We start from the raw sequence: 26,365 nt of genomic DNA, 5'->3' as shown, positions 1-26,365 counted from the left end.
CCTGCAGGGGCCGATCAGGGCCGCTTCGGCCTGGCCCGCACGTGCATGCGCTCGCCCTGCTGCCCGAACAGGCTGATGAGCTCGACGGGCTTCCCGTCCGCGCTCGCGAACCAGTGGGGTGTCCGCGTGTCGAATTCGGCGGCCTCGCCGGGGCCGAGCGTGAAGTCGTTGTCACCCAGCACGAGCCGCAGAGACCCGTCGAGGATGTACAGCCATTCGTAGCCCTCGTGCACCTGGGGATCGGGCTCCGTGCCGCGCGCGTTCCCGGCAAGCACCATCTTGTAGGCCTGCACGCCGCCGGGCCGCCGGGTCAGCGGAATGGCCGTCATCCCGTGGTGCGTGATGGGGCGCAGATGGACACGCGGGTCGCCGGTGGGCGGTGCTCCGACGAGGTCGTCGAGCGGCACTCCGTACAGCCGTGCGATGGGCAGCAGGATCTCCAGGTTCGGCCGCCGCCCGCCCGACTCGAGCCGCGACAGCGTGCTCACGGAGATGCCGGACGCGGCGGACACCTCACCGAGGGTCAGGTTGCGCTGGGTACGCAGGGCCCGCAGGCGCGGTCCGACCGCATCGAGGACGGCGTCGAGGTCTGTCATGCCACCAGTTTGCCATATCGGCAACAAAGATTGCCACCTTGGCTGATCCTGCGGATGCTGGATCCATCAGCACATGAGAAGGGATCCCACCATGGCAACCAGCCGACCTGGAAAGAACCGCTACGACGTCGTCGTCATCGGCGGCGGAGCCGCGGGCCTGAGCGCCGCCGTCACGCTGGGCCGTGCGCTCCGGTCCGTCGTCGTCATCGACGACGGCCGACCGCGCAACGCGCCCGCTCGGGCGGTCCACGGCTTCCTGACCCGCGAGGGCATGAGCCCCCGTGCGCTGCTCGACGCCGGCCGCACGGAGGCGGAGTCCTTCGGAGCGTCCGTGCTGGACGCCGGGGCCGTCACCGTCCGGCGCAGCAGCGGAGGCTTCGACGTGGAGCTCGCCGACGGCCGGAGCATGTTCGGCCGCCGGGTACTCGTCGCCACCGGCCTCACCGACGGACTGCCCGACATCCCCGGCCTGCGGGAGCAGTGGGGCGACGGCGTCGTGCACTGCCCCTACTGCCACGGCTACGAGATCCGCGGCCGCCGGATCGGCGTGCTCGGCACCGGCCCCCTCTCCGTGCATCAGACGCTCCTGTTCCGGCAGTGGTCGGACGACATCACGCTGTTCCTCAACGACATGGTGGTGCCGACCGACGAGGAATGGGACCGCCTGGCTGCGCGGTCCGTCCGCGTGGTCGACGGTGCAGTGCTCTCGGTCGACGCCTCCGACGGCACCCTGACCGGGGTCACCGTGCGGGGCGGCACGAGCTTCGGGCTGCAGGCACTCGCCGTCGGGACCCGCATGGAGGCCCGCGGCGCCCTGCTCGCGCCGCTCGGCCTCCCGGCGCAGGAGCACCCGTCCGGCATGGGACACTCCCTCGTCGGTGGCCCGATGGGCTCGACGGCGGCACCGGGCGTCTACCTCGCGGGAAACGTCTCCAACCTCGCCGCGCAGGTCGTCGTGGCGGCCGCCGAGGGCACGATGGCAGGTGCGGCGATCAACGCCGACCTCGTGGAGGAGGAGACGGCATGGGCCGTGGACGGGTATCGGGGGGCCTTCGCGGCCCCGCGGGAGGCCGAAGTGTCCGAACGCGTCCTTGGCACCCGCCGCCACGGGTTGAATGATGGGCCGGTCACGGGTGCCTCCGCGCCCGTCGGTTCCGATCTGCAGGAAGGGGTTCGCCGTGCTGGTTGAGTACACGCAGGAGTTCTGGGACGACCGCTACCGGCAGCGCGCACGCATCTGGAGCGGCAGCCCGAACAGGCAGCTCGTCGACGTCGCGGAGGCTCTCCGCCCGGGCAGGGCGCTCGACGTCGGGTGTGGTGAGGGTGCCGACGCCGCCTGGCTCGCGTCCCGCGGATGGGACGTCCTCGGCATCGACGTCTCCGAGGTCGCCCTCTCCCGCGCCCGCCTGCATGCGGACGAGCTGGATCCGTCGATCGCCGAGCGGCTCACGTGGCGCCAGGTGGACCTCCTGGCCGCGCCGGACCTCCCCTCCGACCTCGACCTCGTCTCCATCCAGTTCATGCACCTGCCCGAACCGGAGCGCTCGCAGGTCTTCCGTTCCCTCTCGACGCTCGTCGGCGTGGGCGGCAGCCTCCTGATCGTCGCCCACGATCCCTCGGACCTGCACTCCGGGGTGGGACGGCCGCACCAGGCCGATCTCTTCTTCACGCCGCAGGAGATCGCCGGACTGCTCGACGACGCCTGGGACGTCCGGGTGTGCGAATCACGTCCGCGGGTCGAGCGGACATCGGACGGCCGCGACGTGAGGATCAGCGACGCCGTGCTGCACGCGGTGCGTATCCGCTGAGGCCCGCGCAAGGATCCGGGCGGGAGCCCGCACCACGTGCGCTGCCACCCGGGTCCTCGATAGCCTCGACGGATGCAATGGATCACCGAGAAGTACGTCAACTTCGCCAGCGTCATCGACGACGTGACGCTGGCGCAGAACCGGATGACGAGCTCCATGCCGTTCGTGTTCCCGCACTTCGCCTCGATGCCCGATGCCCACCTGGGCCTGGGCTGCGCCGTCGGGTCGGTCCTGCCGACCCTCGGCGCGATCGTCCCCGCCGCGGTCGGGGTGGACATCGGCTGCGGGATGGTGGCCGTCCGGACGGGCCACACGGCCCGGGACGTCGCCCGGCTCGACCGCCGCGTCCTGCGGGAGTCCATCGAACGGGCCGTCCCCCTCTCCGCGGGGAACAACAACAAGCGAGTGGGAGCGTCCGCCCAGACCCGCGTCGACTCCCTCGAGCAGGACGCCCGCTCCGCCGGTTTCGACCCGGCGAGCTACGTGAAGCACTGGCGGTTGCAGCTCGGTACGCTCGGCTCGGGCAACCACTTCATCGAGGTCTCCCTCGACGAGGAGGACGCCGTCTGGCTGTTCCTGCACTCGGGCTCGCGGGGCATCGGGAACCGGATCGCCCAGCGCCACATCCGTGCGGCGCAGGACTACTGCGCCCGGCGGTCCATCGGCCTTCCGCACCAGGACCTCGCGTACCTCGAGGAAGGGACGCCCGAGTTCGACCGCTACATCAGCGAACTCCTGTGGGCACAGAGGTTCGCCCTCCTCAACCGCGAGGAGATGATGGACCGCGTGGTGCGGCAGTTCACGGACTGGGTGGACGGCCCGGTGCAGGAGCTCGAACGCATCAACTGCCACCACAACTACACCCAGCGCGAGACGCACTACGGCAAGGACGTCTGGCTCTCCCGCAAGGGTGCCATCGCCGCGGACCCCGGCCGTCCCGGACTCATCCCGGGCTCCATGGGGACCCGCTCCTACGTGGTCACGGGCAAGGGCGACAGGGAGTCCCTGAACTCGGCGCCCCATGGGGCCGGCCGCGAGTACTCCCGCAACGCCGCCCGCAAGAGGTTCACGCAGGACCAGCTCCGGACAGCGATGCACGGCATCGAATTCAGGGATACCGCTGCGTTCCTCGACGAGATCCCCGCTGCGTACAAGGACATCGACGTCGTCATGCAGGACGCACAGGACCTCGTGGGGATCCGCCATACGCTCCGTCAGATCATCAACGTCAAGGGCGACTGACCGGCGGGACGGCAGGGTGCACCGCCGGGAGCGGGAGTGGCGGCGGCTACGCTGACGCCATGTCCGTCCTGGCCGCCCTGCAGACCCCCGAGCCGGTCGTCGTCGAGATCGCGGCGTCCGATCCCCGGTGGTGGGAGATCGTCGGCGCCCTGGCACCCTTCGCCGTCCTCCTGGCGGCGGCCCTCGCCACCGTGTCGGCCTTCGCCACATTGAGACAGCGGGCGACGGCGGACCGGGCAGCGCTCGAGCAGAGGAGGCGCGCGGACGACCGCGCGGAGTGGTGGCGCCGCACCCAGTGGGCCATCGACGCCGCCACCTCCCTCGACCCGATCCGGCAGGAGGCCGGCGTGGAGGCGCTGCTGCAGCTCTCCTACAGCGAACTCGCGACCGAGGAGGACCGGCTGATCCTCGACGCGATCTGGGTGGGCAATCCCGTGGTCAACCCTGACGACCAGGGCACTGGACTGCCCGAGGGCGGTGCCGGACAATGGGACGAGGGCGAGCAACCGGAGGAGGAGCGATGACCGACACAGTCCGGACACCGGGAGCGCCTGCCGCACAGGGTGTCCGGCGACCAGCCGACACCCCCCGCGTCACGGCAGCGAAGGCACGGCTCCGCGTGGCCCTCGACCAGCAGCTCGGCCGGGACACACCCCAGTCCGTGAAGGACACGGCGAAGGGGAATCGCTGACGGCCCGACATCCCGTTGGAGACCGGCAGGCACGCCTGCCGGGCTTCGCCGTTCCCGACCCCACCCCCGGGACGAACAGCACGGGGTGACGAGTCCCGGACGACCGAGCTCGGCACGACCGGTTCCAGGACGCCCGGCCCCGGACACAGTGAAGGCCCCGGAACTTGGGCTCCAGGGCCTTGCCTGTAGCGGTGGTGGGACTCGATCCCACGACCTCACGATTATGAGTCGTGCGCTCTAACCAGCTGAGCTACACCGCCCTAAATGAGGCTGCCCGCACCGATCATCCGATCGTCACGGGCCCCTCATTCATGAGCCCCCCACCGGAATCGATCCGGTGACCTCGTTCTTACCAAGAACGCGCTCTACCACTGAGCTAGGGGGGCAACAGCAAGAAACTTTACCAGCACCCTGCCGCTGGTGCGAAATCGACAGCCGCCCTGTCGGACGGATCCCGGATTCCGCGTCGGACCCGTGCAGGCACGGGTCCGACGGGGTCGGCTAGCTAGGTCCTACCACTGCTCGGACTGGACGTTCGAGCGTCCCGATCCGGCTCCGGCACCCTTGCCCTGGCGGGGCTTGCGGCTGTCCTCACCGGAGAAGCGGGTGTCGCCGTCGCGCTTCGGGAAGTCCTTCTTGAAGGGCTTCTTGAACTCGCCGGCGCCGCGGCCGGCCGCAGGCTTGCGGCCCTTGTCGAGCTCGAGGTGGATGAGCTCGCCGCCGATGCGCGTTTTGGACAGGGCACGGAGCTGGTCCTTCGACAGGTCCGCGGGGAGCTCCACGAGGCTGTGATCCGCACGGATGTCGATGCCCCCGATCTGCGCCGAGGACAGGCCTCCCTCATTGGCGATCGCACCGACGATGGACCCCGGCATCACGCGCTGGCGACGTCCCACCGCGATGCGGTAGGTGGCGTTGCCCTCGGTGAGCGTACGCGTCGGGCCACGTGACCCGAAGGCGTCCTTGCGTCCGTCGGCACGCTCACGCTGGCCGGCGGGAGCGACGGGGATGTCCTGCACGAGGATCGGCTGGCCGCCCTGCGCCATGACGGCGAGTGCGGCGGCGATCTCCGCGGCGGGGACGTCGTGCTCACGCTCGTAGTTCGCGATGAGGTCGCGGAACAGGGAGACATCCTCGGTGGCCAGCGTCTGCGTGATCTTCTCCGCGAACTTGCCGAGGCGGAGCTCGTTGATCGTGGCCGTGGAGGGCAGCTGCATCTGCTCGACGGGCTGGCGCGTGGCCTTCTCGATCGAACGGAGCAGGTACTTCTCACGCGGGGTGATGAAGAGGATCGCGTCGCCCGAGCGGCCCGCGCGGCCGGTACGGCCGATGCGGTGCACGTAGGACTCGGTGTCGTTCGGGATGTCGTAGTTCACGACGAGCGAGATGCGGTCCACGTCCAGGCCACGGGCGGCGACGTCCGTGGCGACGAGGATGTCGATCTTGCCGTCACGCAGGCCCTCGACGGTGCGCTCGCGCTGCTGCTGGGGGATGTCGCCGTTGATGGCTGCAGCCGAGAAGCCCCGTGAACGCAACTTGTCCGCCAGGTCTTCGGTTGCCAGCTTGGTCCGGACGAACGCGATGATGCCGTCGTAGTCCTCGACCTCGAGGATGCGGGTCATGGCGTCCAGCTTGTGCGGACCCATGACCTGCAGGAAGCGCTGGCGGGTGTTGGTGCCCGTCGTCGTCTTACCCTTGACCGAGATCTCCGCGGGATCGTTCAGGTACTTCTTCGCGATACGGCGGATAGCCGGGGGCATGGTCGCCGAGAACAGGGCGACCTGCTTCTCCGCGGGCGTCGATGAGAGGATCTTCTCGACATCCTCGGCGAAGCCCATGCGCAGCATCTCGTCGGCCTCGTCGAGCACCACGTACTCGAGGTTGGAGAGATCCAGCGAACCCTTCTCGATGTGGTCGATCACGCGGCCAGGGGTGCCGACGACGACCTGCGCGCCACGGCGGAGACCGTTGAGCTGCGGGCCGTAGGGGGATCCGCCGTACACCGGGAGAACGGTGAAGCCCTCCATGTGTTTGGCGTACGACGTGAAGGCCTCCGCTACCTGCAGCGCGAGCTCACGGGTCGGTGCGAGCACCAGGACCTGCGTGTTCTTGCTGGGTCCGCCGTTGATGTCGGCGAGTTCGGCCATCTTCGACAGCGCAGGAACGGCGAACGCTGCAGTCTTGCCGGTACCGGTCTGTGCCAGGCCGACGACGTCGCGGCCCTCGAGCAGGGCGGGGATGGTGGCGGCCTGGATGGCGGAGGGCTTCTCATAGCCGAGATCGTTCAGTGCCGACAGGACGCGCCCGTCGAGATTGAGGTCGGTGAAGCGGATCTCGTCGACGTCGTCGGACTCGACCGCGGGTACCGCTGCGGTCTTCTCGACGTCGGATGTGGTGTCGGTGATGTTCTCGGGCAGGTTTTCAGGCACGGGGAAAAATCCTCCAGGTAGGTGCCGGACGGCCTGGCGGGAGACCGCAGGGCCGAATGAACGTAGAAATCCGGCACTGTTTCAATCCCGCGGCAGGACTTCCTGTCACAGCTGCTCTCTGCTCTCTCAGCAGTGATGTGTGACTTTTCTTCTAGCCGGCGCTCCCTGATGAATCTGCTCGCGAGTCTGTGCTCCGAGCCCCAACACAACCAATCCGGCCCCGAGGGGCGGAAATAAAGGGAATACCGGTGTGGGGGATGTTCCTAGTCTACGGCACGCCCGGCCCCCTGCAGGCATCGGGGACGACGGCGGGCGCGTGACCTTCGGCACGTCAGGCCGGGAAGGCGACCCTGAGTCCCTGCAGCGCGGCCTTCCGCACCTGCGGGGCGAGGGGTTGTCCGGCCGCCGCGGCGTCCAGCAGCCGCTGCGCCTGCCCCTCGTCGAGTCCTGCGTAGACCTGCGCGGCGGTGATGCCGTGGTCGGGGACACTGAGGAGCCTGACGGCATCGCCCGCCGCGATGCTGCCCTTCGTCACGACGCTGAGGTACGTGCCGACGCGGTTGGCCTCGGCGAAACGCCGGACCCAGGACCGCTCCCCCAGGTAGCGGGCGAAGTTCACACACGGCGTACGCGGCATGGTCGTCTCGAGCACCACCTGGTCGCCGATGGCCCAACGCTCGCCGATCACCGCGTTCGACGCGTCCACACCGGCCACGCGCAGGTTCTCGCCGAAGAGTCCCGGCGGGACATCCCGGCCGAGCCCACGGGCCCAGAAGTCGGCGTCGTCCTGGGAGTAGGCGTAGAGGGCCTTCGTGGGGCCGCCATGGTGCTTGCGGCTGGCCTGCACGTCGCCGGTGAGCCCCAGCGGGTGCACGTTCACCGGCCCGTCGACCGGGCGCTTGTCGATCGCGGTCACGCCCGTGGAGTCCCTCGTGGGCAGGAGTGCGTGCACGCGACAGACGGCGAGGAGGGTGCCAGTGGTCATGGCGACCATCCTATGCGGGGCCGTCCTCCTCCCGGCCTCGCGCAGTCACGGCTCGAAGCGGTAGCCCATCCCGCTCTCGGTCACGAAGTAGCGGGGCGCGCCCGGATCCCGTTCGAGCTTCTTGCGCAGCTGCGCCATGTACACGCGGAGGTACTGCACGTCCTTCGCGTAGGCGGGCCCCCACACGTCGAGCAGCAGCTGCTGCTGCGAGACGAGCCGCCCCGGATGCGCGATCAGCCGGTCGACGATCTTCCACTCCGTCGGCGTGAGGCGGACGTCCTTCCCCTCCTTCACCACGCGCCGCGCACCGGCGTCGAGGGTGAAGTCGGGGGTCGTGATGACCGGCACCTCGACGTCGGTGGCGGCCCGCCGGGCGGCGGCACGGAGCCTCGCCAGCAGTTCGTCGAGGCCGAAGGGCTTCGTCACGTAGTCGTCCGCTCCGGCATCGAGCGCATCGACCTTGTCCTGCGACCCGTGGCGGGCCGACAGCACGATGATGTGCACCTGCGACCAGCCGCGGATGCGGCGGATGACCTCCACGCCGTCGAGGTCCGGCAGGCCGAGGTCCAGCACGATGATATCCGGGTGGTGCTCCGACGCGGCGGCGAGCGCCGTCTCGCCGTCGACCGCCGTCACGCACTGGTAGCCGTAGGCGCGGAGATTGATCTCGAGCGCCCGGAGGAGCTGCGGTTCGTCGTCGACCACCAGGACCCGGGTCACCGGCCGGCTCCCGTGGAGATGGGCAGGCGGATCACGAGGGTCAGCCCGCCGCCCGGCGTCTGCTCCGCGTCGAGTACCCCGCCCATCACCTCGGTGAAGCCCTTGGCCACGGCGAGGCCGAGGCCCACGCCCGCGCCCGACGGTGCGTCGTCGAGGCGCTGGAACGGGCGGAACATGGCGTCGACGTCGTCCCGGGACACCCCGTGGCCGTGGTCGATCACGCGCAGCTCGCTCGCCGGGAACCCGTTGATGAGGGCCCTGCCGGTGCCGCCGATGGACGCGGTGACCTCGATCGGCGCGTCGGGTGCGTACTTCACCGCGTTCTCCACGATGTTCGCGAGCACGCGCTCCAGCAGACCCGGATCCGCCTCGATCGCGGGCAGGTTGGGCGGGATGACGACGCGCACCCGGTCCTCGCCCACATCGGCGAGGGCGGGCCCGACGACGTCGATCCACTTCAGCGGCCGCACATGGGCGTTCACTGCGTCGCCGGTGATGCGCGACATGTCGAGGAGGTTGTTCACGAGCGCGTCGAGCCGGTCGGAGTAGTCCTCGATGGTCTTCAGCAGTTCCTCCTCGTCCTCCGGGGAGAAGCTGACCTCGGACTGCCGGAGGCTGCTCACCGCAAGCTTGATGCCCGCCAGCGGCGTGCGGAGGTCGTGGGACACCGAGCGCAGGATCGCCGTGCGCATGACGTTGCCCTCCACGAGCCGGCGGTTGGTCCGGGTGCTCGCCAGCAGTTCCTGCCGTTGGAGCATGGACCGCAGCTGGCCGGAGAACGCGGTCAGCAGGCCGCGCTCGCGCGCCGAGAGCTGGCGCCCGTACAGCGCGAGGGAGAAGTCGCCGTCGACCGGCTCCACCAGGGTCGCGCGCTCCGCCGTCCAGCCGTCCGTGGCCGCCGCCCGGCTTCCCTGCGGCCCTGCCGAACCCTGGCGTGCCGCCTGGGGCGCCCGTCGAGGGCCCGCCGCATCCCGCGGACCGGGAACATCGTCCGGGAGCGGTCGGGCGCGGACGGCGAGGGCCTTGCGCTCACGGCCTGCCGCACCGGCCGGGGGCTCCCCCGCCGCGGCACCGGCCCCCGCCACGGCGGGCCCGAACAGGGCCACCGCCTCGACGTCGAACTGGACCTGGACGTGCCGCAGGAAACCCTGCAGCGTGTCCTCCTCGGCGAGCACTCCGCGCGCCAGCTCGCCGAGCAGCGCGGCCTCCTGCTGTGCGAGGACCGCCTCGCGCGACCTCCGGGCCGAGAGCCCGACGACGAGCGACACCGTGACCGCGACGGCGATGAAGATCAGGACCGTGATCACGTTCTCGGGATCCGAGATCTCGAGGGACCCGAACGGCTCCGTCGAGGTGTAGTTCAGGATGATGCTGCTCCACAGGGCGGCCAGCAGGGCGGGCCAGAGCCCTCCGATCAGCGCGACGGCGATCACGCCGGCGAGCTGGAAGAGGACGTCCACGGCGAGCAGCGAGTTCCCCACCGTGAAGACGGCGGCCTCGAGCAGCGGTGGCAGGACCAGCGCGACCGCACAGCCCACGACGACGCGCGGACGGCTGACAGGAGCCGCGAGGGTGCGCCGGGACACGGCGGTCAGCGGTCGCGGGCGTCGGGGACGGCGTGGGGCAGGAGGCCTGCTGTCGCTCCGGCCCGGGGATTCCCTGCCCGGCCCGCCGCGCGGTCGGGCTCTCGCGCCTGCCCGCCCGCGGCACCCCCGGCCCGCTGCAGGGTCCGTGACAGGAGGACCCAGAAGACCGTGACGGCGAGCGCGCAGAACACGCCGGCGCTGGAGGCCATGAGCCACCCGGTGGTCAGCTGCGCGTTGAGGTCCTCGGCACCGAACAGGAGGCCGATCGTCTTCGGCGAGTAGATGAAGACCAGGAGGGTGACCACGAAGAGGACGGCGGCCGTCCTCCGGTAGGCCCGCAGGCCGGTGGGCAGCCCCGCGGCCTGGCCGGCGAGGACCGCCAGGACGACGACGATCCAGACCCAGTGGTGGGACCACGAGATGGGCGAGATGAGGAGCATGAGGAGCGACGTCATGGCGATCGGCAGGAAGCGGTCCCCCCGGCGTGCGGATGCCCGGATGACATAGGACGCAGCGGCGACGAGCAGGAGGGAGACGACGAGCCACGGGACGGTGGAGGGGAAGTCAGGACCGAGGAAGTGGAGGATGGCCCCACGGACCGACAGGTTGTCCACATAGCCTTCGCCGCCGATCCGTCCGGTGTCGCGGAGCATCTGCAGCCAGTACGTCGTCGATTCCGCCGGCAGGAGGAGGAACCCGAGCGCGATGGTCCCGAAGAAACCCGCTGCCATGGTGAACAGCTGCCTCCACTCGCCGCGCACGAGGAAGTACAGGCCGAAGACCAGGGGCGTCAGCTTCACGCCGGCGGCGATGCCCGTGAGCAGGCCGGTCGGCATCCGGCGGTGCGGTCCCGAGAGCAGGTCCGCCGCGATCATCGCGAAGAGCAGGATGTTGACCTGCGAGAACGCCATCGTCTCGCGCCACGGGCCGAGCAGGCAGACCAGGCCCGTCCCCGCGACGGCGAGGGGCAGCGCCGTCGGGTGCATGACCACGCCGCGCAGGCTCCGGAACCCCCCGAGGTACCTCGTGGCGAGCAGGGACGTCGCGGCAGCGATGAGCACCGACAGGCCCACGAAGAGAAGAGCCCCGGTCTCCGCACTCACGAGTGTCAGGACGGTGAAGGCCAGGGCCGCGAACGGCGGATAGGTGAACAGGAGCGAGCCCTTGCCCTCACCGAAGGACCGCGTGTAGAGGGAACCGTCGCCGTCGACCACGGATTGTCCGCCCATGCGGTAGACCCGGAAGTCGAGGCCGATGAAGTCGGCCCACGTGAACGCCCAGAGGGCCAGTGCCGCGGCTACGACCACCGAGGCGACGAGGGCCGGCGCGCGGACCACCGCCGGGCTGGTGCGCTGGCTCATGCTTTCCTTCCGAAGGGCGTGGTCCGTGTGCCGGACGCGAGGGGCCCGGGAACCGCTCATCCAGTGTAGGCACGGCCCCGGGGTGTCGCCCGCGTGCGGGTATGTTGGAAATCACCCCGCTCTCCTTCGAAAGGCCCGTGCACCGATGTCATCCCCCAGCGGAAACACCCCTCCCGCTTCCATCACCGCCATCACGAACGCGCACGTCGTTCCGATCGACGGCGAGCCCTTCGACGGCACCGTCGTCGTCGAGGACGGCCGCATCACGGCCCTCGGCGCATCGGTCGAGGTGCCCGACGGCGCGACGGTCATCGACGCGGGTGGCAAGTGGCTGCTCCCGGGCTTCGTCGACGCGCACGTCCACCTCGGCACGCACGAGGAGGGCGAGGGCGCGGCCGGCGACGACACCAACGAGATGACCGAACCGAACACGGCCGGCGTCCGGGCGATCGACGCCATCAACCCGTACGATCCCGGGTTCGACGACGCCCTCGCGGGCGGCGTGACCACGGTCAACGTGAACCCCGGATCCGGCAACCCCATCGGTGGCCTCGCCGTCGCGCTGCATACGCACGGCCGGTACCTCGAGGAGATGGTGCTGCGCTCCCCCAGCGGCCTGAAATCTGCACTCGGGGAGAACCCCAAACGCGTGTACGGCGGCAAGGGCAAGATGCCGTCCACCCGCCTCGGCACCGCGCTCGTCATCCGCGAGGCGTTCATGAAGGCGCAGAACTACATGGGCAAGGCGGACGAGAACGCGCGCGACCCGCATCTCGAGGCCCTCGCCATGGTCCTGCGCCGGGAGATCCCCTGGCGCCAGCACGCGCACCGCGCGGACGACATCGCGACAGCCCTCCGCCTCGCCGACGAGTTCGGGTACGACCTCGTGCTCGACCACGGCACCGAGGCGCACCTGCTCGGGGACGTCCTCGCGGAACGTGGCACCCCGGTCCTGATCGGGCCGCTCTTCACCACCAAGTCCAAGGTGGAGCTGCGCGGCCGCTCCATCGCCAACCCCGGCAAGCTCGCCCGGGCAGGTGTGGAGATCTCGATCATCACCGACCACCCCGTCATCCCGATCAACTTCCTCGTGCACCAGGCCACGTTCGCGATCAAGGAGGGCCTGGACCGCGAGACGGCGCTGCGCTCCATCACCATCAACCCGGCGAAGGTCCTCGGGCTCGCGGACCGTCTCGGCTCGCTCGCCGTCGGCAAGGACGCGGACCTGGTGCTGTGGAGCGGTGACCCGCTCGACGTCATGCAGCGCGCACTGCAGGTGTGGATCGGCGGTACGGAGGTCTACTCCTACGACACCCAGACCTCCAGCGCCACCGTCGCTCCCCGGGGCTAGGCCGACCGCCCGATGAAACCCCGCACGAACAGCCTGCCGCCCCGACCCTTCACGCTGCGCGCGGCGATCATCCTGTGGCTCGTCATCGCCGTGCTGCTGCTCGTCGCGTCGGCGACCTTCATCACATCGGCTGCGGTGCAGGATCTCGAGCGGGCCGGCTTCATCGGACTCGGTGCGCTCTTCGGGGCACTCGCCGTCCTGCAGCTGCTCCTCCTGCTCCCGCTCCGGCGGGGCAGGCGGGGCGCGCGGGAGGTGCTGACCACCGTCGGGATCATCGTGGGCGTGCCCATCGTCGTCCGCGGGACGCCCGGACTGTCCCTGATCGCGGGCGCGATGCTGCTCGCCGTCCTGCTCATGTGGCTGCCGCAGAGCAGCGACTACTTCCAGCTGACGCAGCCGAAGGCGAAGAAGCGGTTCCGGTTGCCGGGTTCCCGCTAGCTTCCGCACCTGCGCACCCGGCGCGGCCGCCCACACCCGCGGCTCCTTCCCCCCGGACCTGAGCACCCGGCGCGGCCGCCCACAGAGGATCGCCGCCCTGCCGAACGGCGGTCAGGGTACACGTCCTGCTGCGATGAACGGAGAGTGTCTGCCAGGTGAACCATGCTTGAACGGGTAATGTTGCGGCACTAGGCTTCTAGAGTCCCGGGACCGGGTCGTATGTCAAGGGTGTTCGGCGAAGACGCGGACACCTCGAACGCGAGGTGTTGCCATGTCAGGCCGGATTCGTCACGTGACCCGACGGGTCGGCGTCGTCTTGGGCTACGTCCTGATGTACGTGCTCATCTGGGCGGGGCTCGCGTCGCTCATCGCCGCCGTCGGCATCCGTTTCTACTGGGGCGAGATCTCCGTCGGCCAGATGCTCCTCAACCTCATGTCGGTGGAGACGGACGGCGGAGGCGGAGCGATCGTCTGGATCGGCATCCTGGCGGTCGGCGTCGTTCCTCCGCTCCTCACCGCCGGCATCGCCTCGTGGCAGTACTTCCGGCGCCGCAAGCGCCGCCTCGCCGGCGATGACGGGCGCACGCGGCGCAAGCAGTGGATCATGCGTACCGTCTCCACCGCGCTTGTCGCGACCGTGGTCGTCGGCGGTACCACGGCCTTCGGTACGGCGGTGGGCGTCGGGGACTACATCAAGGCTGCGAACTCCGAGTACGACCTGGGCAACTTCCACGTGGAGCCCACCGTCACCGACGACGACCACAAGCGCAACCTGGTGCTCATCTACCTCGAGTCCGGCGAGGCCACCCTCGCGGACGACCAGCTCTTCGAGAAGGACGCATTCGTTCCGCTGAAGGAGGCCACGAAGGCCGCGGACGGCTGGCAGAGCGTGGACGATCTCCAGCAGTACAAGGGTGGCGGCTGGACCATGGCCGGTCTCACCTCGACCCAGTGCGGAGTCCCGCTGAAGGGCAAGGGCACCTCCTCGAGCAGCGGCACCGACGACGAGCTCGACGGCGACGTCGACACCTACCTCGGCGGGTCCACCTGCCTGGGCGACGTCCTGGACGAGCACGGATACAGGAGCGTCTTCCTCGGTGGCGCGAATGCCTCCTTCGCAGGGAAGGACAGCTTCCTCAGCACCCATGGGTACGCAGAGATGAAGGACCTCGCCGACTGGCGCGCTGCCGGCGAACCGACGGAGAACTTCCGCAGCGACTGGGGCCTGAGCGACGAACGCCTCATGGCCTACGCGAAGGACGAGATCGACACGCTGCACGCCGAGGCGGAGCGGACCGGACAGCCGTTCAACCTCTCCATGCTGACGCTGGACACCCATGAGCCGGTGCACGTCTTCGACTACTGCGACGTCGATACGCAGAACGAGGTGACCTCCGTCTTCGCCTGCTCCATGACGCAGGTGGCCGGATTCGTGGACCACATGGAGGAGAAGGGCTACCTCGAGGACACCGCCGTGGTGATCATGGGTGACCACCTCAAGCACATGAGCGCCGGTGACGCCTTCCACGAGCAACTGGACGACCACGACAACCGCACCATCTTCAATCGGATCTGGGTCCCGGGCACGGACACGAACAGCACGCTGCGCCCGGGCGTGGACCAGCTGAACATGTATCCGACGATCCTGGAGGCCGCGGGCCTGACACTGGCGAACCGTGAGGCCGGGCTGGGCGTCTCCGCCTTCGCTGCGGAGATCCCGGAGAGTTCGGCGCAGGCGCTGGGGCAGGACGATTATGCCGAACTGCTGAACTCGAATTCCCCCCAGTTCTACAGCGAGGCCTGGGCCGGCGAGGACACCGCCCCGTAGGGCCGTGCGCTCCCTGCACGGCCGAGACCGCTGCCGGGCCTGACCTCGACCGGCTGTCCGCTGCCCTCTGCCCTCTGCCCTCTGCCCCGAAAGCGAGGCCCGAGCGGAACCGGAGCCTACGTCGGGCGCACACCCGGTGCGCCGGCACAGGTCGGGCGCACACGCGGTGCGGCGGCACAGGTCCGCGGGGGCGTTGCCCCGGGTCTGGACACCCGCCGCGGCGGCACCAGGCCGGACCCCCCCGAGGCATGCGGAAGGCCCCTCCCGAGGGGAGGAGCCTTCCGTCGTCCGGTGCTAGCGCAGGGCCGAGAGGGCCTGCTCGAGGTCGCCGATCAGGTCCTCGATGTCCTCGATGCCCACGGACAGGCGGATCAGGTTCTCCGGGACCGCCAGCTCGGTGCCCTTGACCGAGGCATGCGTCATGTCGGACGGGTAGTTCATCAGCGACTCGATGCCGCCGAGGGACTCCGCGAGCAGGAAGACGTGCGTCGACTCCGCGACCTTCCTCGCGGCCTCCGCCCCACCCTTGAAGGTCACGGAGATCATGCCGCCGAAATCCTTCATCTGCGCGGCGGCGAGGTCGTGGCCGGGATGCTCGGGCAGGCCGGGGTAGAAGACACGCTCCACCTCGTCCTGCTGCTGCAGCCAGCGGGCGATCGCCGTCGCGTTCGAGGAATGGCGGTCCATGCGGACCCCGAGGGTCTTGAGGCCGCGCGTGGTGAGCCAGGCCTCCATCGGTGCGGAGACCGCGCCGACGGCGAACTGCACGAAGCCGATCTTCTCGGCGAGCTCGTCGTCGTCCACGACGACGGCGCCACCGCTGGCGTCCGAGTGTCCGCCGATGTACTTGGTCGTCGAATGCACGACGACGTCCGCCCCGAACGTGAGCGGCTGCTGCAGGTAGGGCGACGCGAAGGTGTTGTCGACGACGAGGAGGGCCCCGGCGTCGTGCGCGAGCTGCGCCGTCGCGGCGATGTCGGTGATCTTCATCATCGGGTTCGACGGCGTCTCGACCCACACCATCTTCGTGTTGTTCGCGACGATGGCGGCCCTCACGGCGTCCGGGTCCGCCATGTCGACGGCCGAGTTGGTGATGCCCCACGCGGACAGGACCCGGTCGATCAGGCGGTAGGTGCCGCCGTACGCGTCGTTGCCGAGCACGATGTGGTCACCGGGCCGGAGGGCGGCACGGATCAGGGCATCCTCGGCGGCGAGGCCGGAGGAGAAGCTGAAGGCGTGCCGCCCGCCCTCGAGCGCTGCGATCTGCACCTGCAGCGAGTCGCGGGTGGGGTTGCCGCCGCGGCCGTACTCGTAGCCGTTGCGCAGCTTGCCGATACCGTCCTGCGCGAACGTGGTGGTCTGATACAGCGCGGGGATCACCGCTCCCGTGGTGGGATCGGGGGTCTGTCCGGCGTGGACTGCTCGGGTGTTGAAGCCCTGGGCGGAGTGGGTCACGATGCTCCTGGAATCCGTGGGTGGTTACTTGCTCATGTATGTCAGCAAGTCGTGGCGCGTGAGAATTCCCACCGGAGACCCGACGAACGTCACCATCAGCGTGTCGCTGTCCTGGAGTCGCTCGCGTGCCGTCCCGATGGATTCGAGCGAACCGATGATGGGCAGCCTCGCGTCCATGTGCTCCGAGATCTGGTCCGTGAGCTTCGCCTCGCCGTGGAAGACCTTCGCGGTGAGCGACCGCTCGTCGACCGATCCCAGCACCTCGCCCATCTTCACGGGGGGTTCCTGCGACAGCACGGGGATGCTGGAGACGCCGTACTCGTCCATGATCGAGATGACGTCGCGGACGGTGTCCGAGGGGTGGGTGTGGACGAGGTCCGGCATCGATCCGCTCTTGGTCCGCAGCACCTCACCGACGCTCGTGTCCTCGCCGCCGTCCAGGAAGCCGTAGGACCTCATCCAGTCGTCGTTGAAGATCTTGCCGAGGTAGCCGCGGCCGCCGTCGGGCAGGAGGACCACCACGACGTCGTCCTCGGTGAGGTCCTTCGCGATCCGTAGCGCAGCGACGACGGCCATGCCGCACGATCCGCCGACCAGCAGGCCCTCCTCGCGGGCGAGGCGCCGGGTCATCTCGAAGCTCTCGGCGTCGGTGACGGCGTGGATCTCGTCGGGGACGGCGGGGTCGTAGGAGTCGGGCCACATGTCCTCGCCGACGCCCTCGACGAAGTACGGGCGGCCGGTGCCACCCGAGTAGATGGAGCCGTCCGGGTCGGCGCCGATGATCCGCACAGGGCCGCCCTCGCGGTCGGCGGAGACCTCCTTGAGGTACCGTCCGGTGCCGGTGATGGTGCCGCCGGTGCCCACGCCCGTGACGAAGTGCGTGACCGTGCCGTCGGTGTCGTCCCAGATCTCGGGGCCGGTGGTCTCGTAGTGGCTCAGCGGCCCGTTGGGGTTGGAGAACTGGTCGGGCTTGTAGGCGCCGGGGATCTCGCGGACCAGTCGGTCGGAGACACCGTAGTAGGACTGGGGACTGTCGGGCGCGACGGCGGTCGGCGTCACCACGACCTCCGCCCCGTACGCCTTCAGGACGTTCCGCTTGTCCTCCCCCACCTTGTCTGGCACCACGAAGACGCACTTGTAGCCGCGCTGCTGGGCGACGAGGGCGAGCCCGACGCCGGTGTTGCCGGACGTCGGTTCGACGATGGTGCCGCCGGGCTTGATCCTGCCCTCCGCCTCGGCGGCGTCGATGATCTTCGCCGCGATGCGGTCCTTCACCGATCCGCCCGGGTTGAGGTACTCGACCTTCGCGAGGACTGTGGCCTTGATGCCGTCGGTGACGGAGTTGAGCTTGACCAGCGGGGTGTTGCCGATCAGGTCAACGATGGAATTCGCATACTTCATGGCTACAACGCTACCGGCTTGCGCCGCCAACCTCCGCGCCGCCGTGACGCCGCGGGACGCGGGAGGACCTGGCGACGCGAGACGGCGCACCCGGAACGCCACCGAGCCGGGACGCGTGAGCCGCCCGAGCCGCCGGGAACGCGCGCGACACCGGGGACACCCCGGCGGCCGTGCGATACTTTCCCGCGGAACGGAGAGCGCCCTTGACCCGTCGAACTGCCCTGCGCGCGGTCCTGCCGGCCCTCGCGGCGCTCTGCGTCCTCGGCGGTGTGCTTCCCGGCCCGGACCTCACGGAGCTGTGGACACGCATCTGGCCGATCCTGCTCTTCGTGATCGCAATGACCGTCGTCACGGATCTCCTGTTCTCCGCGGGGGTCTTCGAACGCGTCATCTCGGCCTCGGCACGCCTCGCCCGCGGTCGTGTCCTGACCCTGTGGCTCGTCACCGTCCTCCTCGCGGTGACCTGCACCGTCTTCTTCTCCCTGGATACGACGGCGGTCCTGCTCACCCCGCTCGTGGTGCTCCTCGCGCGCCGGGCTGGGCTGCCGCCGCTGCCGTTCGCCGTGACGATCGTCTGGCTCGCGAACACGGCGTCGCTGCTCCTGCCGGTGTCCAACCTGACGAACCTGCTGGTGCAGGAGCGCCTCGGGTACAGTCCGGCCGCCTTCGCGGGGCTCGTGTACGGACCGGCGGCCATCGGCGTCGTCGTGCCGTGCGCCGTCCTGTTCCTCATCTTCCGGAGGCAACTGTCCGGCACCTTCTCCCCCGCGCCGCCCCGCGGAGCCGGGGACCGGGTGCTGCTGCGCTGCGGCTACGCGGTGCTCGCACTCCTGCTTCCCGCCCTGGTCAGCGGCATACCGGTCGCCCTGAGCGCGAGCGCTGCCGCTGCCGTCCTGGTCGTCCTGTTCGCGGTCCGGCAGCGGGACGCGCTCACCGTCCGGCTGATCCCCGTCAACCCGCTCGTCCTCGCGCTCAGCCTCTTCGTGCTCGTCACGGCCGCGCACGCGCAGGGCCTCGACGCCTTCCTGGCCCCTGTCGCCGGACAGGGGGAGGGGTTGACCGACCTGCTGCGGCTCGCCGCCGTCGGTGCTGCCGGGGCCAACGCCGTCAACAACCTCCCCGCCTACCTCGCCCTGGAGCCCGCCGCGGGATCGCCGCTCCGCCTGGCGGCCCTGCTCATCGGGGTGAACCTCGCCCCCCTCGTCACACCCTGGGGCTCGCTCGCCACGCTGCTCTGGGCCGAGCGGCTCCGGTCACTCGGCATCACGATCCGGTGGGTGCCGTTCGCCGTGGCCGGGCTGCTGGTCACCGCGGTGATGCTCCCGGCCGCCGTCGTCGTGCTGTGGGTCCTGGGGTCGGGAGCCTAGGCTGGGACGGTACGCCGCCTGCCGACGAGGAGACCCCGCCATGACGAACACCTACCGGATCGCGGTCATCGCCGGCGACGGCATCGGCAAGGAGGTCATGCCGGAGGGGCTGCGGTCCCTCCGGGCGGCAGCCGACACGTACGGGTTCACGATCGACGCCGTCGAGTTCGACTACGCCAGCGCCGACTACTACCTGCAGCACGGGCAGATGCTCCCGGACGGCTGGTTCGAGGAACTGCGGGGCTTCGACGCGATCTTCTTCGGCGCCGTGGGCTGGCCCGACGTCGTCCCCGACCACGTGTCCCTGTGGGGCAGCCTGCTGCAGTTCCGGCGCCACTTCGACCAGTACGTCAACCTGCGCCCGGTGAGGCTGCTGCCGGGCATCACCAGCCCCCTGGCGGGCCGGGAGCCCGGCGACGTCGACTTCTACGTGGTCCGCGAGAACACCGAGGGCGAGTACTCCAGCGTGGGCGGCAGGATGTTCGAGGGCACGGACCGCGAGACGGTCATCCAGGACACCGTCATGACGCGCACGGGCGTGGACCGCATCCTCCGGTACGCGTTCGACCTCGCGCAGAAGAGGGACAAGAAGCACCTGACCTCGGCGACGAAGAGCAACGGCATCTCGATCACCATGCCCTACTGGGACGAGCGGGTGGAGGCGATGGCGGCGAACTACGACGGCGTCCGCGTCGACAAGTTCCACATCGACATCCTCTGCGCGAACTTCGTCCTCCACCCCGACTGGTTCGACGTGGTCGTCGCGAGCAACCTCTTCGGGGACATCCTCTCCGACCTCGGCCCCGCCTGCACCGGGACGATCGGCGTCGCACCCAGCGGCAACATCAACCCGGACCGCACGTTCCCCAGCCTGTTCGAGCCGGTCCACGGCTCCGCACCGGACATCGCGGGCCAGGGCATCGCCAATCCGGTGGGCCAGATCTGGAGCGCCTCGATGATGCTGGAGCACCTCGGCGAGGTGGACGCGGCGGCCGGGATCCTCACCGCCGTCGAGTCGGTGCTCGCGACCGGCGGCGACGCGCTCACGCGCGATCTCGGGGGGACGGGGACGACGTCGTCCCTCGGCGGGACGATCGCGTCCACCATCACGGCGGCCTCCTAGCCGCCCTCCCCCTCGGCTGAGAGGTCCCACTGGCGGGCCCCCGCATCGTCCGCGCCGAGGGATTCGACCACCGTGCGCGTGCGCTCCCGGACGGCTGCCTCCTGCCCGGGCGACGAGCACGCGCCGGCGGGCCGGTCGGGGGCGAGGGAACACCAGCGGTAGGGCCCGGCGACGATCACGGACGGCACCCAGTCGAGCCCGGACACCGACCAGGCGCCTGCGTCGTCGCGGCTGAAGCGGGCCCGGACCAACAGTCCCTCGTTGTTGACGTCGTAGACCGGTGACAGTTCGGTGACCCCGTTCCCCAGGCCATGGACGATCCAGACGCCGTTGTACCTCTCGATGGGCAGGACGGAATGGGTGTGGTGGCCGTAGATGAAGTCCACCTCGCCGCTGTCGGCGAGCGCGTGCGCGATCTCCGTCTGCTGCGCGTTCGGGACCGAAGCGTACTCGTCACCTGCGTGCACTGCCGCGATCACGATGTCCGCTCCGTGCGCCCTGGCGGCCCGGGCCTTCGCGATCATCGCGGGTGCGTCGAGCAGGTCCACCCGCCAGGGCTGATCCGGTACGGCCCCGTTCAGGCCGTAGGTCGCCTCGATGACCGCGACGCTCGCCTCGGGGGCTTCGAGGATCAGGATCTCCTTCGCGTCCTCGGCGGTGGCATAGGAACCCGTGTGCTCGAGGCCCTCCGCGTCCAGGGTGGCCAGCGTCCGCTCCACACCCTCCGGGCCCCAGTCCAGTGAGTGGTTGCTCGCGGTGGTGCATGCGTCGTACCCGACATCCACGGCGGCGCCGATGATCTGCGGGGGGACGTTGAACTGCGGGTACCCCGCGAAGGGTCCTGCCGCGTCGGCCACGGGCGTCTCGAGGTGGCAGATCCCCAGCGTGGCGGCCGAGAGGTAGGGGCGCTGGCCCGCGAGCAGGGGTTCGAAGTCGAGGGGAAGCGCCCCCGTCACCGCCGCATCCGCCGCGGCCTGTTCCCACAATTGCGGATGCACCAGGAGGTCTCCCGTGACCACGACACTGGCGCAGTCCTCGCAGGCCCCCGACGTCGGGAACGACTCCGGGGAGGACGACGGCGGCGGAGTCGGCGTCGGTGCTCGGTCCGGAGCCGCCGGTGCCTCCGCCGGGGTGCCCGCGACGTCCTCGGATCCATCGCCCGTGCACCCGCCGCACAGCAGGACGGACACCAGGAGGACGACGAGGCGTCCGACCGTGCCCGACGAGCGACGCCGCGGCCCCCGGACCGCGGGCATGACGATGCCCGCCACCCCATCCCTACGCGCCGCGTCCATCTGCTGGTCCTCATGACGATTCCACCGGATGCCCGATGCTACTCCCGCGCCACTGCCGCGTGGATCGGACGGCAGGACACGCCGTCGGAGGCCGGGACGTTGCGCGCACCGTGACACCATGGATGCATGACAAGTGCCCCCGCCGTCGTGCCGTCGGGTGCGGAGGCCGCGGAGTGGCTCCCCGACGGCCCGTACAACCTGGCGGGGACGGTCGGCACCCTGCAGTGCGGGGCACACGACCCCTCCTTCATCGTCCGGGGACCGGACCACTGGCTCGCGTACCGCACCGCCGACGGGCCCGTCACGCTGGCCCTGCGGCAGCGCGGCTCCCTGAACGACTGCAGGATCCAGGCGACGGCATGGGGACCGGGTGCGGCCCTGGCGCTCGGATCGGTTCCGCGCCTGCTCGGCGCCGGGGACGACTGGAGCGCGTTCGACAGCGCCGCGTTCACGGCGACACTCCCGGAGCTCGCCCGCAAGGGGAGGTACCTCAACCCCGGACTGCGCCTGCCGGCATCGGGGCGCATGCTCGACACGATCGTGCGGGCGATCCTCGAGCAGAAGGTCACGAACCTCGAGGCGAAGCGTTCCTGGCGCTACCTGCTGACCCGCTACGGCGATCCCGCCCCGGATGCAGGGGGTCTCGCACCAGCGGGCCTCCGCCTCCCCCCGACCGCCGAGCAGTGGCGCCGCGTCCCCTCCTGGGACTGGCACAAGGCCGGGGTGGATGCGAAACGCTCGACGACCATCCTCAAGGCCGCCCTCGTGGCGAGCGGCCTCGAGCGGCTCGGCTCCCAGCCCGGTGGGGACGCCGTCCGGACGGGCCTGCGGTCGGTCCCGGGCATCGGCGTCTGGACCGTGGCTGAGGTCGTGCAGCGGACGCATGGCTGCCCCGACTCGATCTCGGTGGGCGACTACCACCTCGCGGCGTACGTGGGCGCGGCGCTCACGGGACGGCGTACCGACGACGCCGGGATGATCGAACTCCTCGCGCCGTGGAAGGGCCAGCGCCAGCGCGTGGTCAGGACCTTGTACGCGAGCGGTTTCCGCAAGCAGGCGTACGGCCCCCGCCTGTCCCCCGAGGACCACCGCCACCGCTAGGCGCGGCGTGGACCCGATCCGGCACAAGGGCTGCGGCGGGGCGACGGCGATGCGGCGGACGGTGGGCACGCCGCTAGGGTGGGAGGATGACCCGACCCGTAGACGTCACCGCTGTGTTCACCCCGCTCGACGGCGAGTTCTTCCGCGTGAAGCTCGCCCTGGACATCGCCATCGAACAGGTGGTGCAGGAGCCCGGCTGCATCCGCTACGGGATCACCGAGGCGCAGGAGGACCGCATCGTCCTGACCGAGCAGTGGGAGTCCACCGAACTGCTCGACAAGCACCTGGGCGGCCCCGCCGTCCAGGACCTCGGCGAATCACTCAGCGCACTGCTCGCACGGCCGGTGGACATGGTCCGCTCCGACCAGGCCGCCTGACAGGCCGCATCACCCGGCCGACCGTGCCGTCCGGCGGACCGCAGGTCCCGACGACGAGAGCCCCGCACTCGCGTGCGGGGCTCTCGTCGCCTTCGGGGTGCCTACTGCGCGTCGGCGGCGGGGGCGCTGCCCTCCGCGCCCTGCTGGGCGATCTGCTCGTGGACGGCCTTCATGTCCAGGCTCTTCACGGCCTCGACGAGCTCGCCGAACTGGGTCGCATTGAGCGCTCCGGGCTGGGAGAAGACGAGGACCTTGTCGCGGAACGCCATGAGCGTCGGGATGGAGGTGATCCCCGCGGCGGCGGCGAGCGACTGCTCGGCCTCGGTGTCGACCTTCGCGAAGGTGACGTCGTCGTGCTGCTGCGACACGGCGTCGTACACCGGCGCGAACTGCTTGCACGGGCCACACCAGTCCGCCCAGAAGTCAACGAACACGATGTCGTTGCCCTCGATGGTTTCCGGGAAGCTTGCCTCGGTGATATTGATTGTCGACATCCTTCAACGCTAGCGACCCGCGCATGCGCTTGTCAGGCCTGTTCGCTACCGATGAAGAATCACGACGACCGACCCCGGAGGCACGAGTGACCGACGACCCCTATGACCTGGCGCGATTCGTGGAGGCACAGGATGCCCACGGCACCTACACGCAGGCCCTCGCGGAGCTGCAGCGCGGCCGCAAGACCGGTCACTGGATGTGGTTCGTCTTCCCCCAGATCGCCGGGCTCGGCAGCAGCCCGACGTCGGTGCGGTATGCCATCAGCTCGCTCGACGAGGCCCGTGCGTACCTGTCGCATCCCGTGCTCGGACCCCGGCTGATGGAGGGTGTCCACGCGCTCCTGAACCTCGAGGGCAACGATCCGGTGGCGGTGCTCGGCGGGATCGACGCCCGGAAGCTGCAGTCCTCCCTGACCCTCTTCAACGCGGCCGGCCCCCAGGAGCCGTGGTTCAAGGCGCTGCTGGACCGGTACTACGCCGGAGCCGAGGACGAGGCGACGACGTCGATCCTGGCGGGGTGACGCCGTCGCGCCCGCTCCCGGGCCTGCGCGGCGTGCGTGGGGATGTGGATGATCCCCCGGGTGGATCGGATGCTGTGCTGCGGGAGCGGTCTCCGGCGGCCGTGCCTCAGGCGGTGGAGGTCAGTTTCTCGATGACCGGCAGGGCGGCGGCGAGCGTCGCCCTCTCGTCGTCGTCGAGCCTGGCGAGCAGGGCCGCCACGCGCTCGTTGCGGCGCATGCCGGCCACCGTCCAGGCGTCGCGGCCGGCGTCGGTGAGGTCCACGAGGACGGCACGCGAGTCGGTGGGGTCCGACCTGCGGATGACGAGGCCGGCCTGTTCGAGCTTGATGATCTGCTCGGTGGCCGAGGGCACCCGGATACCGAGGTTCGCGGCGACGCGGCTCACGCGCAGGGGCTCCTCGGCGGCCATGCTCAGCGTGCTCATCTGCATGGTGGTGAGCTCCCCGTCGCCGTCCATGGAACGGCTGAGGTAGACGACGTGGCGCAGCGTGGTGCGGAAGGACTGCGCGAGGGCGAGCAGCCGGGTGTCCGTCGTGGAGGGGCTCATAGTTAGGTAGCCTAACATTTGTGGTGTGTCGAAGGCAAGGTGCGCGATAGGCCCGGGTTAGCGTGGGGTGGACCGACGGGAGGGCACCGATGCAGGAGGCGGCAGAGCACGGCGGCGTCCCCGTACCGGACCCGCTGGCCTTCCTCGCCGGGACGTGGTCCACCCGGCGCCGACTCCTCGACCGTCGGGACGGCACGACGGGTACGTTCACGGGGATCACCACCTTCACGTCCGACGACGGTGGCCTCCGCTGGGACGAGGAGGGCACGGTCCGCTGGGCCTCCTTCCAGGGCCCGGCCTCCCGCTCGTACCGCATCGACGCCTCGGACGCGGGGCTGGTCGTCACCTTTCCCGACGGACGGGTGCTGTGCCACCTCGACCTCCGCTCCGGTGCGGCCCGCGACGAGCACGACTGCTCCCCGGACACCTACCGCGTGGAGTTCACGGTCACGTCGGCCGACGTGATCGACTACTCCTGGGACGTCACGGGTCCCGCCAAGGACCACCTGCTGACGACGGTCCTCACGCGGATCTGAGGCGGATCCGGGGGTGCCCGCTCAGGCTTCCGACCTGCGGGCGGCCGGCGCCGCCACCACGGGGCGCCGCTTGAGGGCCGGCAACTCGAACAGCAGGTCGACCGACGCGTGCTCCCGGGTGGAGTACACCCAGGCGAGTCCGAGCGGAACACCCACCCCCACCACCAGGAGCACCGGCAGCAACCAGGTCCCGGCCAGCCCGGCGGCATCGGCGAGGGCGAGGGTGACCATGATGGGCCCGAGGTGCACCACGTAGAAGACGATGGAGTAGCGTCCCACGAACTCGAGGGCCGCCGTCACGCGATTCACGCCGAGCCGCGGGAAGATCCAGCAGACGACGCCGAGCGCGCCCACCACGCCCCAGACGAACTCTCCCCGGTACAGCACGTCCCGGCCGGCCACGTTGAGGACCCCCACGGTGACCGCCGCGGCCGCCGCCAGTGCCAGCACCCAGGGCCGGCCGATGGCACGCTCCACCGTCCCCGCAGAACGGGCACACCAGGCACCGAAGAAGAAGAAGGCTGCGAGGAACGCCATGGTCCCGGGGCGGCCGGCGTCCGGCAGGACGAGGCAGAGGGCCAGAGCCGCCCCGGCGACGACCAGGGGCGGGACACGCCGCAGCGGGTAGGCCAGAGCGTAGAAGACGAGGATGAACCACAGGTACCAGAGGTAGGTCGGCGAGAGGTAGGCGATCTCGGCCAGCCGGCGCAGGCCGATGTCCCCACTCGCCGCGAGGATGATGACCGACCACAGCAGGTAGGGCCAGGCCACCATGGAGATCTTGCCGGCGAAGTACTCGCGTCCGGACTTGGCGACCGACCGCGGCAGCAGGATCCCCGAGAGGAACATCAGCACGGGCATCCGGAACGGCTCGAGGAAGAGGTTGACCTGGTCGAGTCCGGGCGTGGGGCCGACGGCGACGCGCAGGGCCTCCCCCGCGTGCAGCACGACGACGAGGAGGATGGCGACACCGCGCAGGCTGTCCAGCCAGCCGATCCGTGTGCCTGCAGTACCGCTGATGGTGGCCTCCCCGGCGTCGAGATCCCACTGTAAGCATGCGTAGCGGTACTTCGGTGGGCGCCCCTGCCCGGATGGGCGGCGGAGGAAGGAGTT

At 70.2% G+C, this 26,365-nt stretch carries 26 protein-coding genes and 2 tRNA genes; 14 read left to right on the top strand and 14 right to left on the bottom strand.

Going from position 1 to position 26,365, the window contains the following annotated elements; genetic code table 11:
• Nucleotides 1–14: 14 nt before the first annotated feature.
• A complete protein-coding gene (locus tag ACX80K_RS07190) occupies nt 15–596 on the bottom strand; it encodes a helix-turn-helix domain-containing protein (RefSeq protein WP_459271175.1) in 582 nt (193 codons plus the stop codon).
• Between the two features lie 91 nt (nt 597–687).
• On the opposite strand from ACX80K_RS07190, the gene ACX80K_RS07185 reads away from it, so the two are divergent.
• The 5 genes from ACX80K_RS07185 (at nt 688) to ACX80K_RS07165 (ending at nt 4,337) form a co-directional block, all read left to right on the top strand.
• Nucleotides 688–1,785 carry an NAD(P)/FAD-dependent oxidoreductase gene (locus tag ACX80K_RS07185; RefSeq protein ID WP_459271174.1) on the top strand — a complete coding sequence of 366 codons (1,098 nt, stop codon included), beginning with the start codon at nt 688–690 and terminating at the stop codon, nt 1,783–1,785.
• Entirely contained in the window at nt 1,775–2,404 is a 630-nt protein-coding gene (locus ACX80K_RS07180; protein ID WP_459271173.1) for a class I SAM-dependent methyltransferase, read from the top strand. The genes ACX80K_RS07185 and ACX80K_RS07180 overlap by 11 nt, the downstream gene beginning before the upstream one ends.
• 72 nt (nt 2,405–2,476) lie before the next feature.
• On the top strand, nt 2,477–3,646 hold the full coding sequence (locus ACX80K_RS07175; RefSeq protein WP_459271172.1) for an RtcB family protein: 1,170 nt from the start codon (nt 2,477–2,479) through the stop codon (nt 3,644–3,646).
• Nucleotides 3,647–3,705: 59 nt separating this feature from the next.
• Entirely contained in the window at nt 3,706–4,170 is a 465-nt protein-coding gene (locus ACX80K_RS07170; RefSeq protein ID WP_459271171.1) for a hypothetical protein, read from the top strand.
• Nucleotides 4,167–4,337 carry a hypothetical protein gene (locus ACX80K_RS07165; RefSeq protein WP_459271170.1) on the top strand — a complete coding sequence of 57 codons (171 nt, stop codon included), beginning with the start codon at nt 4,167–4,169 and terminating at the stop codon, nt 4,335–4,337. The genes ACX80K_RS07170 and ACX80K_RS07165 overlap by 4 nt, the downstream gene beginning before the upstream one ends.
• A 186-nt stretch (nt 4,338–4,523) precedes the next feature.
• On the opposite strand, the gene ACX80K_RS07160 is transcribed toward ACX80K_RS07165, so the two are convergent.
• The 7 genes from ACX80K_RS07160 to ACX80K_RS07130 form a co-directional block, all read right to left on the bottom strand.
• Nucleotides 4,524–4,597, bottom strand: a tRNA-Met gene (locus ACX80K_RS07160).
• Nucleotides 4,598–4,651: 54 nt separating this feature from the next.
• Nucleotides 4,652–4,723 (bottom strand) — tRNA-Thr (locus tag ACX80K_RS07155).
• Nucleotides 4,724–4,849: 126 nt separating this feature from the next.
• Nucleotides 4,850–6,754 carry a DEAD/DEAH box helicase gene (locus ACX80K_RS07150; protein ID WP_459271388.1) on the bottom strand — a complete coding sequence of 635 codons (1,905 nt, stop codon included), beginning with the start codon at nt 6,752–6,754 and terminating at the stop codon, nt 4,850–4,852.
• Nucleotides 6,755–7,097: 343 nt separating this feature from the next.
• Nucleotides 7,098–7,751 carry an MOSC domain-containing protein gene (locus ACX80K_RS07145; RefSeq protein ID WP_459271169.1) on the bottom strand — a complete coding sequence of 218 codons (654 nt, stop codon included), beginning with the start codon at nt 7,749–7,751 and terminating at the stop codon, nt 7,098–7,100.
• Nucleotides 7,752–7,796: 45 nt separating this feature from the next.
• A complete protein-coding gene (locus ACX80K_RS07140) occupies nt 7,797–8,471 on the bottom strand; it encodes a response regulator (RefSeq protein WP_459271168.1) in 675 nt (224 codons plus the stop codon).
• The gene (locus tag ACX80K_RS07135; protein ID WP_459271167.1) at nt 8,468–10,057 is read right to left on the bottom strand and encodes a sensor histidine kinase; all 1,590 of its coding nucleotides are present in this window, start codon (nt 10,055–10,057) and stop codon (nt 8,468–8,470) included. The genes ACX80K_RS07140 and ACX80K_RS07135 overlap by 4 nt, the downstream gene beginning before the upstream one ends.
• Nucleotides 10,058–10,062: 5 nt before the next feature.
• Nucleotides 10,063–11,418: a glycosyltransferase 87 family protein gene (locus ACX80K_RS07130; RefSeq protein ID WP_459271166.1), complete on the bottom strand. Its 1,356-nt coding sequence runs from the start codon at nt 11,416–11,418 to the stop codon at nt 10,063–10,065.
• 145 nt (nt 11,419–11,563) lie between these two features.
• Here ACX80K_RS07130 and ACX80K_RS07125 point away from each other — a divergent pair, with 145 nt between their 5' ends.
• The 3 genes from ACX80K_RS07125 to ACX80K_RS07115 all read left to right on the top strand — a co-directional run bounded on the left by ACX80K_RS07125 (nt 11,564) and on the right by ACX80K_RS07115 (nt 15,035).
• Nucleotides 11,564–12,769 (top strand): amidohydrolase, encoded by a 1,206-nt coding sequence (locus tag ACX80K_RS07125; RefSeq protein ID WP_459271165.1) that lies wholly within the window; start codon nt 11,564–11,566, stop codon nt 12,767–12,769.
• A gap of 12 nt (nt 12,770–12,781) precedes the next feature.
• Entirely contained in the window at nt 12,782–13,207 is a 426-nt protein-coding gene (locus ACX80K_RS07120) for a hypothetical protein (RefSeq protein WP_459271164.1), read from the top strand.
• Between the two features lie 292 nt (nt 13,208–13,499).
• Nucleotides 13,500–15,035 carry an LTA synthase family protein gene (locus ACX80K_RS07115; RefSeq protein WP_459271163.1) on the top strand — a complete coding sequence of 512 codons (1,536 nt, stop codon included), beginning with the start codon at nt 13,500–13,502 and terminating at the stop codon, nt 15,033–15,035.
• A 294-nt stretch (nt 15,036–15,329) separates the two neighbouring features.
• Here the strand turns inward: ACX80K_RS07115 and ACX80K_RS07110 are convergent, their stop codons facing one another.
• Both ACX80K_RS07110 and ACX80K_RS07105 read right to left on the bottom strand, forming a co-directional pair.
• On the bottom strand, nt 15,330–16,490 hold the full coding sequence (locus ACX80K_RS07110; protein ID WP_459271162.1) for a cystathionine gamma-synthase: 1,161 nt from the start codon (nt 16,488–16,490) through the stop codon (nt 15,330–15,332).
• A 24-nt stretch (nt 16,491–16,514) separates the two neighbouring features.
• Nucleotides 16,515–17,891, bottom strand: a complete 1,377-nt coding sequence (locus ACX80K_RS07105; RefSeq protein ID WP_459271161.1) for a cystathionine beta-synthase — start codon at nt 17,889–17,891, stop codon at nt 16,515–16,517.
• Nucleotides 17,892–18,094: 203 nt separating this feature from the next.
• On the opposite strand from ACX80K_RS07105, the gene ACX80K_RS07100 reads away from it, so the two are divergent.
• A complete protein-coding gene (locus ACX80K_RS07100) occupies nt 18,095–19,258 on the top strand; it encodes an SLC13 family permease (protein ID WP_459271160.1) in 1,164 nt (387 codons plus the stop codon).
• A gap of 40 nt (nt 19,259–19,298) precedes the next feature.
• The gene (locus ACX80K_RS07095; RefSeq protein WP_459271159.1) at nt 19,299–20,381 is read left to right on the top strand and encodes a tartrate dehydrogenase; all 1,083 of its coding nucleotides are present in this window, start codon (nt 19,299–19,301) and stop codon (nt 20,379–20,381) included.
• Here the strand turns inward: ACX80K_RS07095 and ACX80K_RS07090 are convergent.
• Nucleotides 20,378–21,676, bottom strand: a complete 1,299-nt coding sequence (locus tag ACX80K_RS07090; protein ID WP_459271158.1) for a CapA family protein — start codon at nt 21,674–21,676, stop codon at nt 20,378–20,380. The two genes, ACX80K_RS07095 and ACX80K_RS07090, sit on opposite strands and share 4 nt — an antisense overlap.
• Nucleotides 21,677–21,802: 126 nt before the next feature.
• Between ACX80K_RS07090 and ACX80K_RS07085 the strand changes: the two genes are divergently transcribed.
• The gene (locus ACX80K_RS07085; RefSeq protein ID WP_459271157.1) at nt 21,803–22,777 is read left to right on the top strand and encodes a DNA-3-methyladenine glycosylase family protein; all 975 of its coding nucleotides are present in this window, start codon (nt 21,803–21,805) and stop codon (nt 22,775–22,777) included.
• Nucleotides 22,778–22,863: 86 nt separating this feature from the next.
• Entirely contained in the window at nt 22,864–23,154 is a 291-nt protein-coding gene (locus tag ACX80K_RS07080; RefSeq protein WP_459271156.1) for a putative quinol monooxygenase, read from the top strand.
• Between the two features lie 101 nt (nt 23,155–23,255).
• Here the strand turns inward: ACX80K_RS07080 and trxA are convergent, their stop codons facing one another.
• A complete protein-coding gene (gene trxA / locus ACX80K_RS07075) occupies nt 23,256–23,648 on the bottom strand; it encodes a thioredoxin (protein ID WP_459271155.1) in 393 nt (130 codons plus the stop codon).
• Nucleotides 23,649–23,734: 86 nt separating this feature from the next.
• Here trxA and ACX80K_RS07070 point away from each other — a divergent pair, with 86 nt between their 5' ends.
• Nucleotides 23,735–24,169: a DUF1810 domain-containing protein gene (locus ACX80K_RS07070; RefSeq protein ID WP_459271154.1), complete on the top strand. Its 435-nt coding sequence runs from the start codon at nt 23,735–23,737 to the stop codon at nt 24,167–24,169.
• 106 nt (nt 24,170–24,275) lie between these two features.
• Here ACX80K_RS07070 and ACX80K_RS07065 read toward each other — a convergent pair whose 3' ends face one another.
• Nucleotides 24,276–24,716: a MarR family winged helix-turn-helix transcriptional regulator gene (locus ACX80K_RS07065; protein WP_459271153.1), complete on the bottom strand. Its 441-nt coding sequence runs from the start codon at nt 24,714–24,716 to the stop codon at nt 24,276–24,278.
• Between the two features lie 89 nt (nt 24,717–24,805).
• Here ACX80K_RS07065 and ACX80K_RS07060 point away from each other — a divergent pair, with 89 nt between their 5' ends.
• The gene (locus ACX80K_RS07060; RefSeq protein WP_459271152.1) at nt 24,806–25,252 is read left to right on the top strand and encodes a DUF6314 family protein; all 447 of its coding nucleotides are present in this window, start codon (nt 24,806–24,808) and stop codon (nt 25,250–25,252) included.
• A 21-nt stretch (nt 25,253–25,273) separates the two neighbouring features.
• Here the strand turns inward: ACX80K_RS07060 and ACX80K_RS07055 are convergent, their stop codons facing one another.
• Nucleotides 25,274–26,239 (bottom strand): acyltransferase family protein, encoded by a 966-nt coding sequence (locus ACX80K_RS07055; protein ID WP_459271387.1) that lies wholly within the window; start codon nt 26,237–26,239, stop codon nt 25,274–25,276.
• Nucleotides 26,240–26,365 lie beyond the last annotated feature (126 nt).

Source organism: Arthrobacter sorbitolis, from assembly GCF_054510995.1.
Note: the sequence above shows the minus strand (reverse complement) of the source record. Positions and strands in the feature narration are given on the sequence as shown.

Excerpts from the sequence above, each read along its gene's own strand:
- ACX80K_RS07085 (WP_459271157.1), top strand. The coding sequence starts at position 21,803 with ATGACAAGTGCCCCCGCCGTCGTGCCGTCGGGTGCGGAGGCCGCGGAG.
- ACX80K_RS07185 (WP_459271174.1), top strand. The coding sequence starts at position 688 with ATGGCAACCAGCCGACCTGGAAAGAACCGCTACGACGTCGTCGTCATC.
- ACX80K_RS07105 (WP_459271161.1), bottom strand. The coding sequence starts at position 17,891 with ATGAAGTATGCGAATTCCATCGTTGACCTGATCGGCAACACCCCGCTG.
- ACX80K_RS07060 (WP_459271152.1), top strand. The coding sequence starts at position 24,806 with ATGCAGGAGGCGGCAGAGCACGGCGGCGTCCCCGTACCGGACCCGCTG.
- ACX80K_RS07170 (WP_459271171.1), top strand. The coding sequence starts at position 3,706 with ATGTCCGTCCTGGCCGCCCTGCAGACCCCCGAGCCGGTCGTCGTCGAG.
- ACX80K_RS07125 (WP_459271165.1), top strand. The coding sequence starts at position 11,564 with ATGTCATCCCCCAGCGGAAACACCCCTCCCGCTTCCATCACCGCCATC.
- ACX80K_RS07165 (WP_459271170.1), top strand. The coding sequence starts at position 4,167 with ATGACCGACACAGTCCGGACACCGGGAGCGCCTGCCGCACAGGGTGTC.
- ACX80K_RS07095 (WP_459271159.1), top strand. The coding sequence starts at position 19,299 with ATGACGAACACCTACCGGATCGCGGTCATCGCCGGCGACGGCATCGGC.
- ACX80K_RS07120 (WP_459271164.1), top strand. The coding sequence starts at position 12,782 with ATGAAACCCCGCACGAACAGCCTGCCGCCCCGACCCTTCACGCTGCGC.
- ACX80K_RS07145 (WP_459271169.1), bottom strand. The coding sequence starts at position 7,751 with ATGACCACTGGCACCCTCCTCGCCGTCTGTCGCGTGCACGCACTCCTG.
- trxA (WP_459271155.1), bottom strand. The coding sequence starts at position 23,648 with ATGTCGACAATCAATATCACCGAGGCAAGCTTCCCGGAAACCATCGAG.
- ACX80K_RS07080 (WP_459271156.1), top strand. The coding sequence starts at position 22,864 with ATGACCCGACCCGTAGACGTCACCGCTGTGTTCACCCCGCTCGACGGC.
- ACX80K_RS07190 (WP_459271175.1), bottom strand. The coding sequence starts at position 596 with ATGACAGACCTCGACGCCGTCCTCGATGCGGTCGGACCGCGCCTGCGG.
- ACX80K_RS07065 (WP_459271153.1), bottom strand. The coding sequence starts at position 24,716 with ATGAGCCCCTCCACGACGGACACCCGGCTGCTCGCCCTCGCGCAGTCC.
- ACX80K_RS07175 (WP_459271172.1), top strand. The coding sequence starts at position 2,477 with ATGCAATGGATCACCGAGAAGTACGTCAACTTCGCCAGCGTCATCGAC.
- ACX80K_RS07130 (WP_459271166.1), bottom strand. The coding sequence starts at position 11,418 with ATGAGCCAGCGCACCAGCCCGGCGGTGGTCCGCGCGCCGGCCCTCGTC.
- ACX80K_RS07090 (WP_459271158.1), bottom strand. The coding sequence starts at position 21,676 with ATGGACGCGGCGCGTAGGGATGGGGTGGCGGGCATCGTCATGCCCGCG.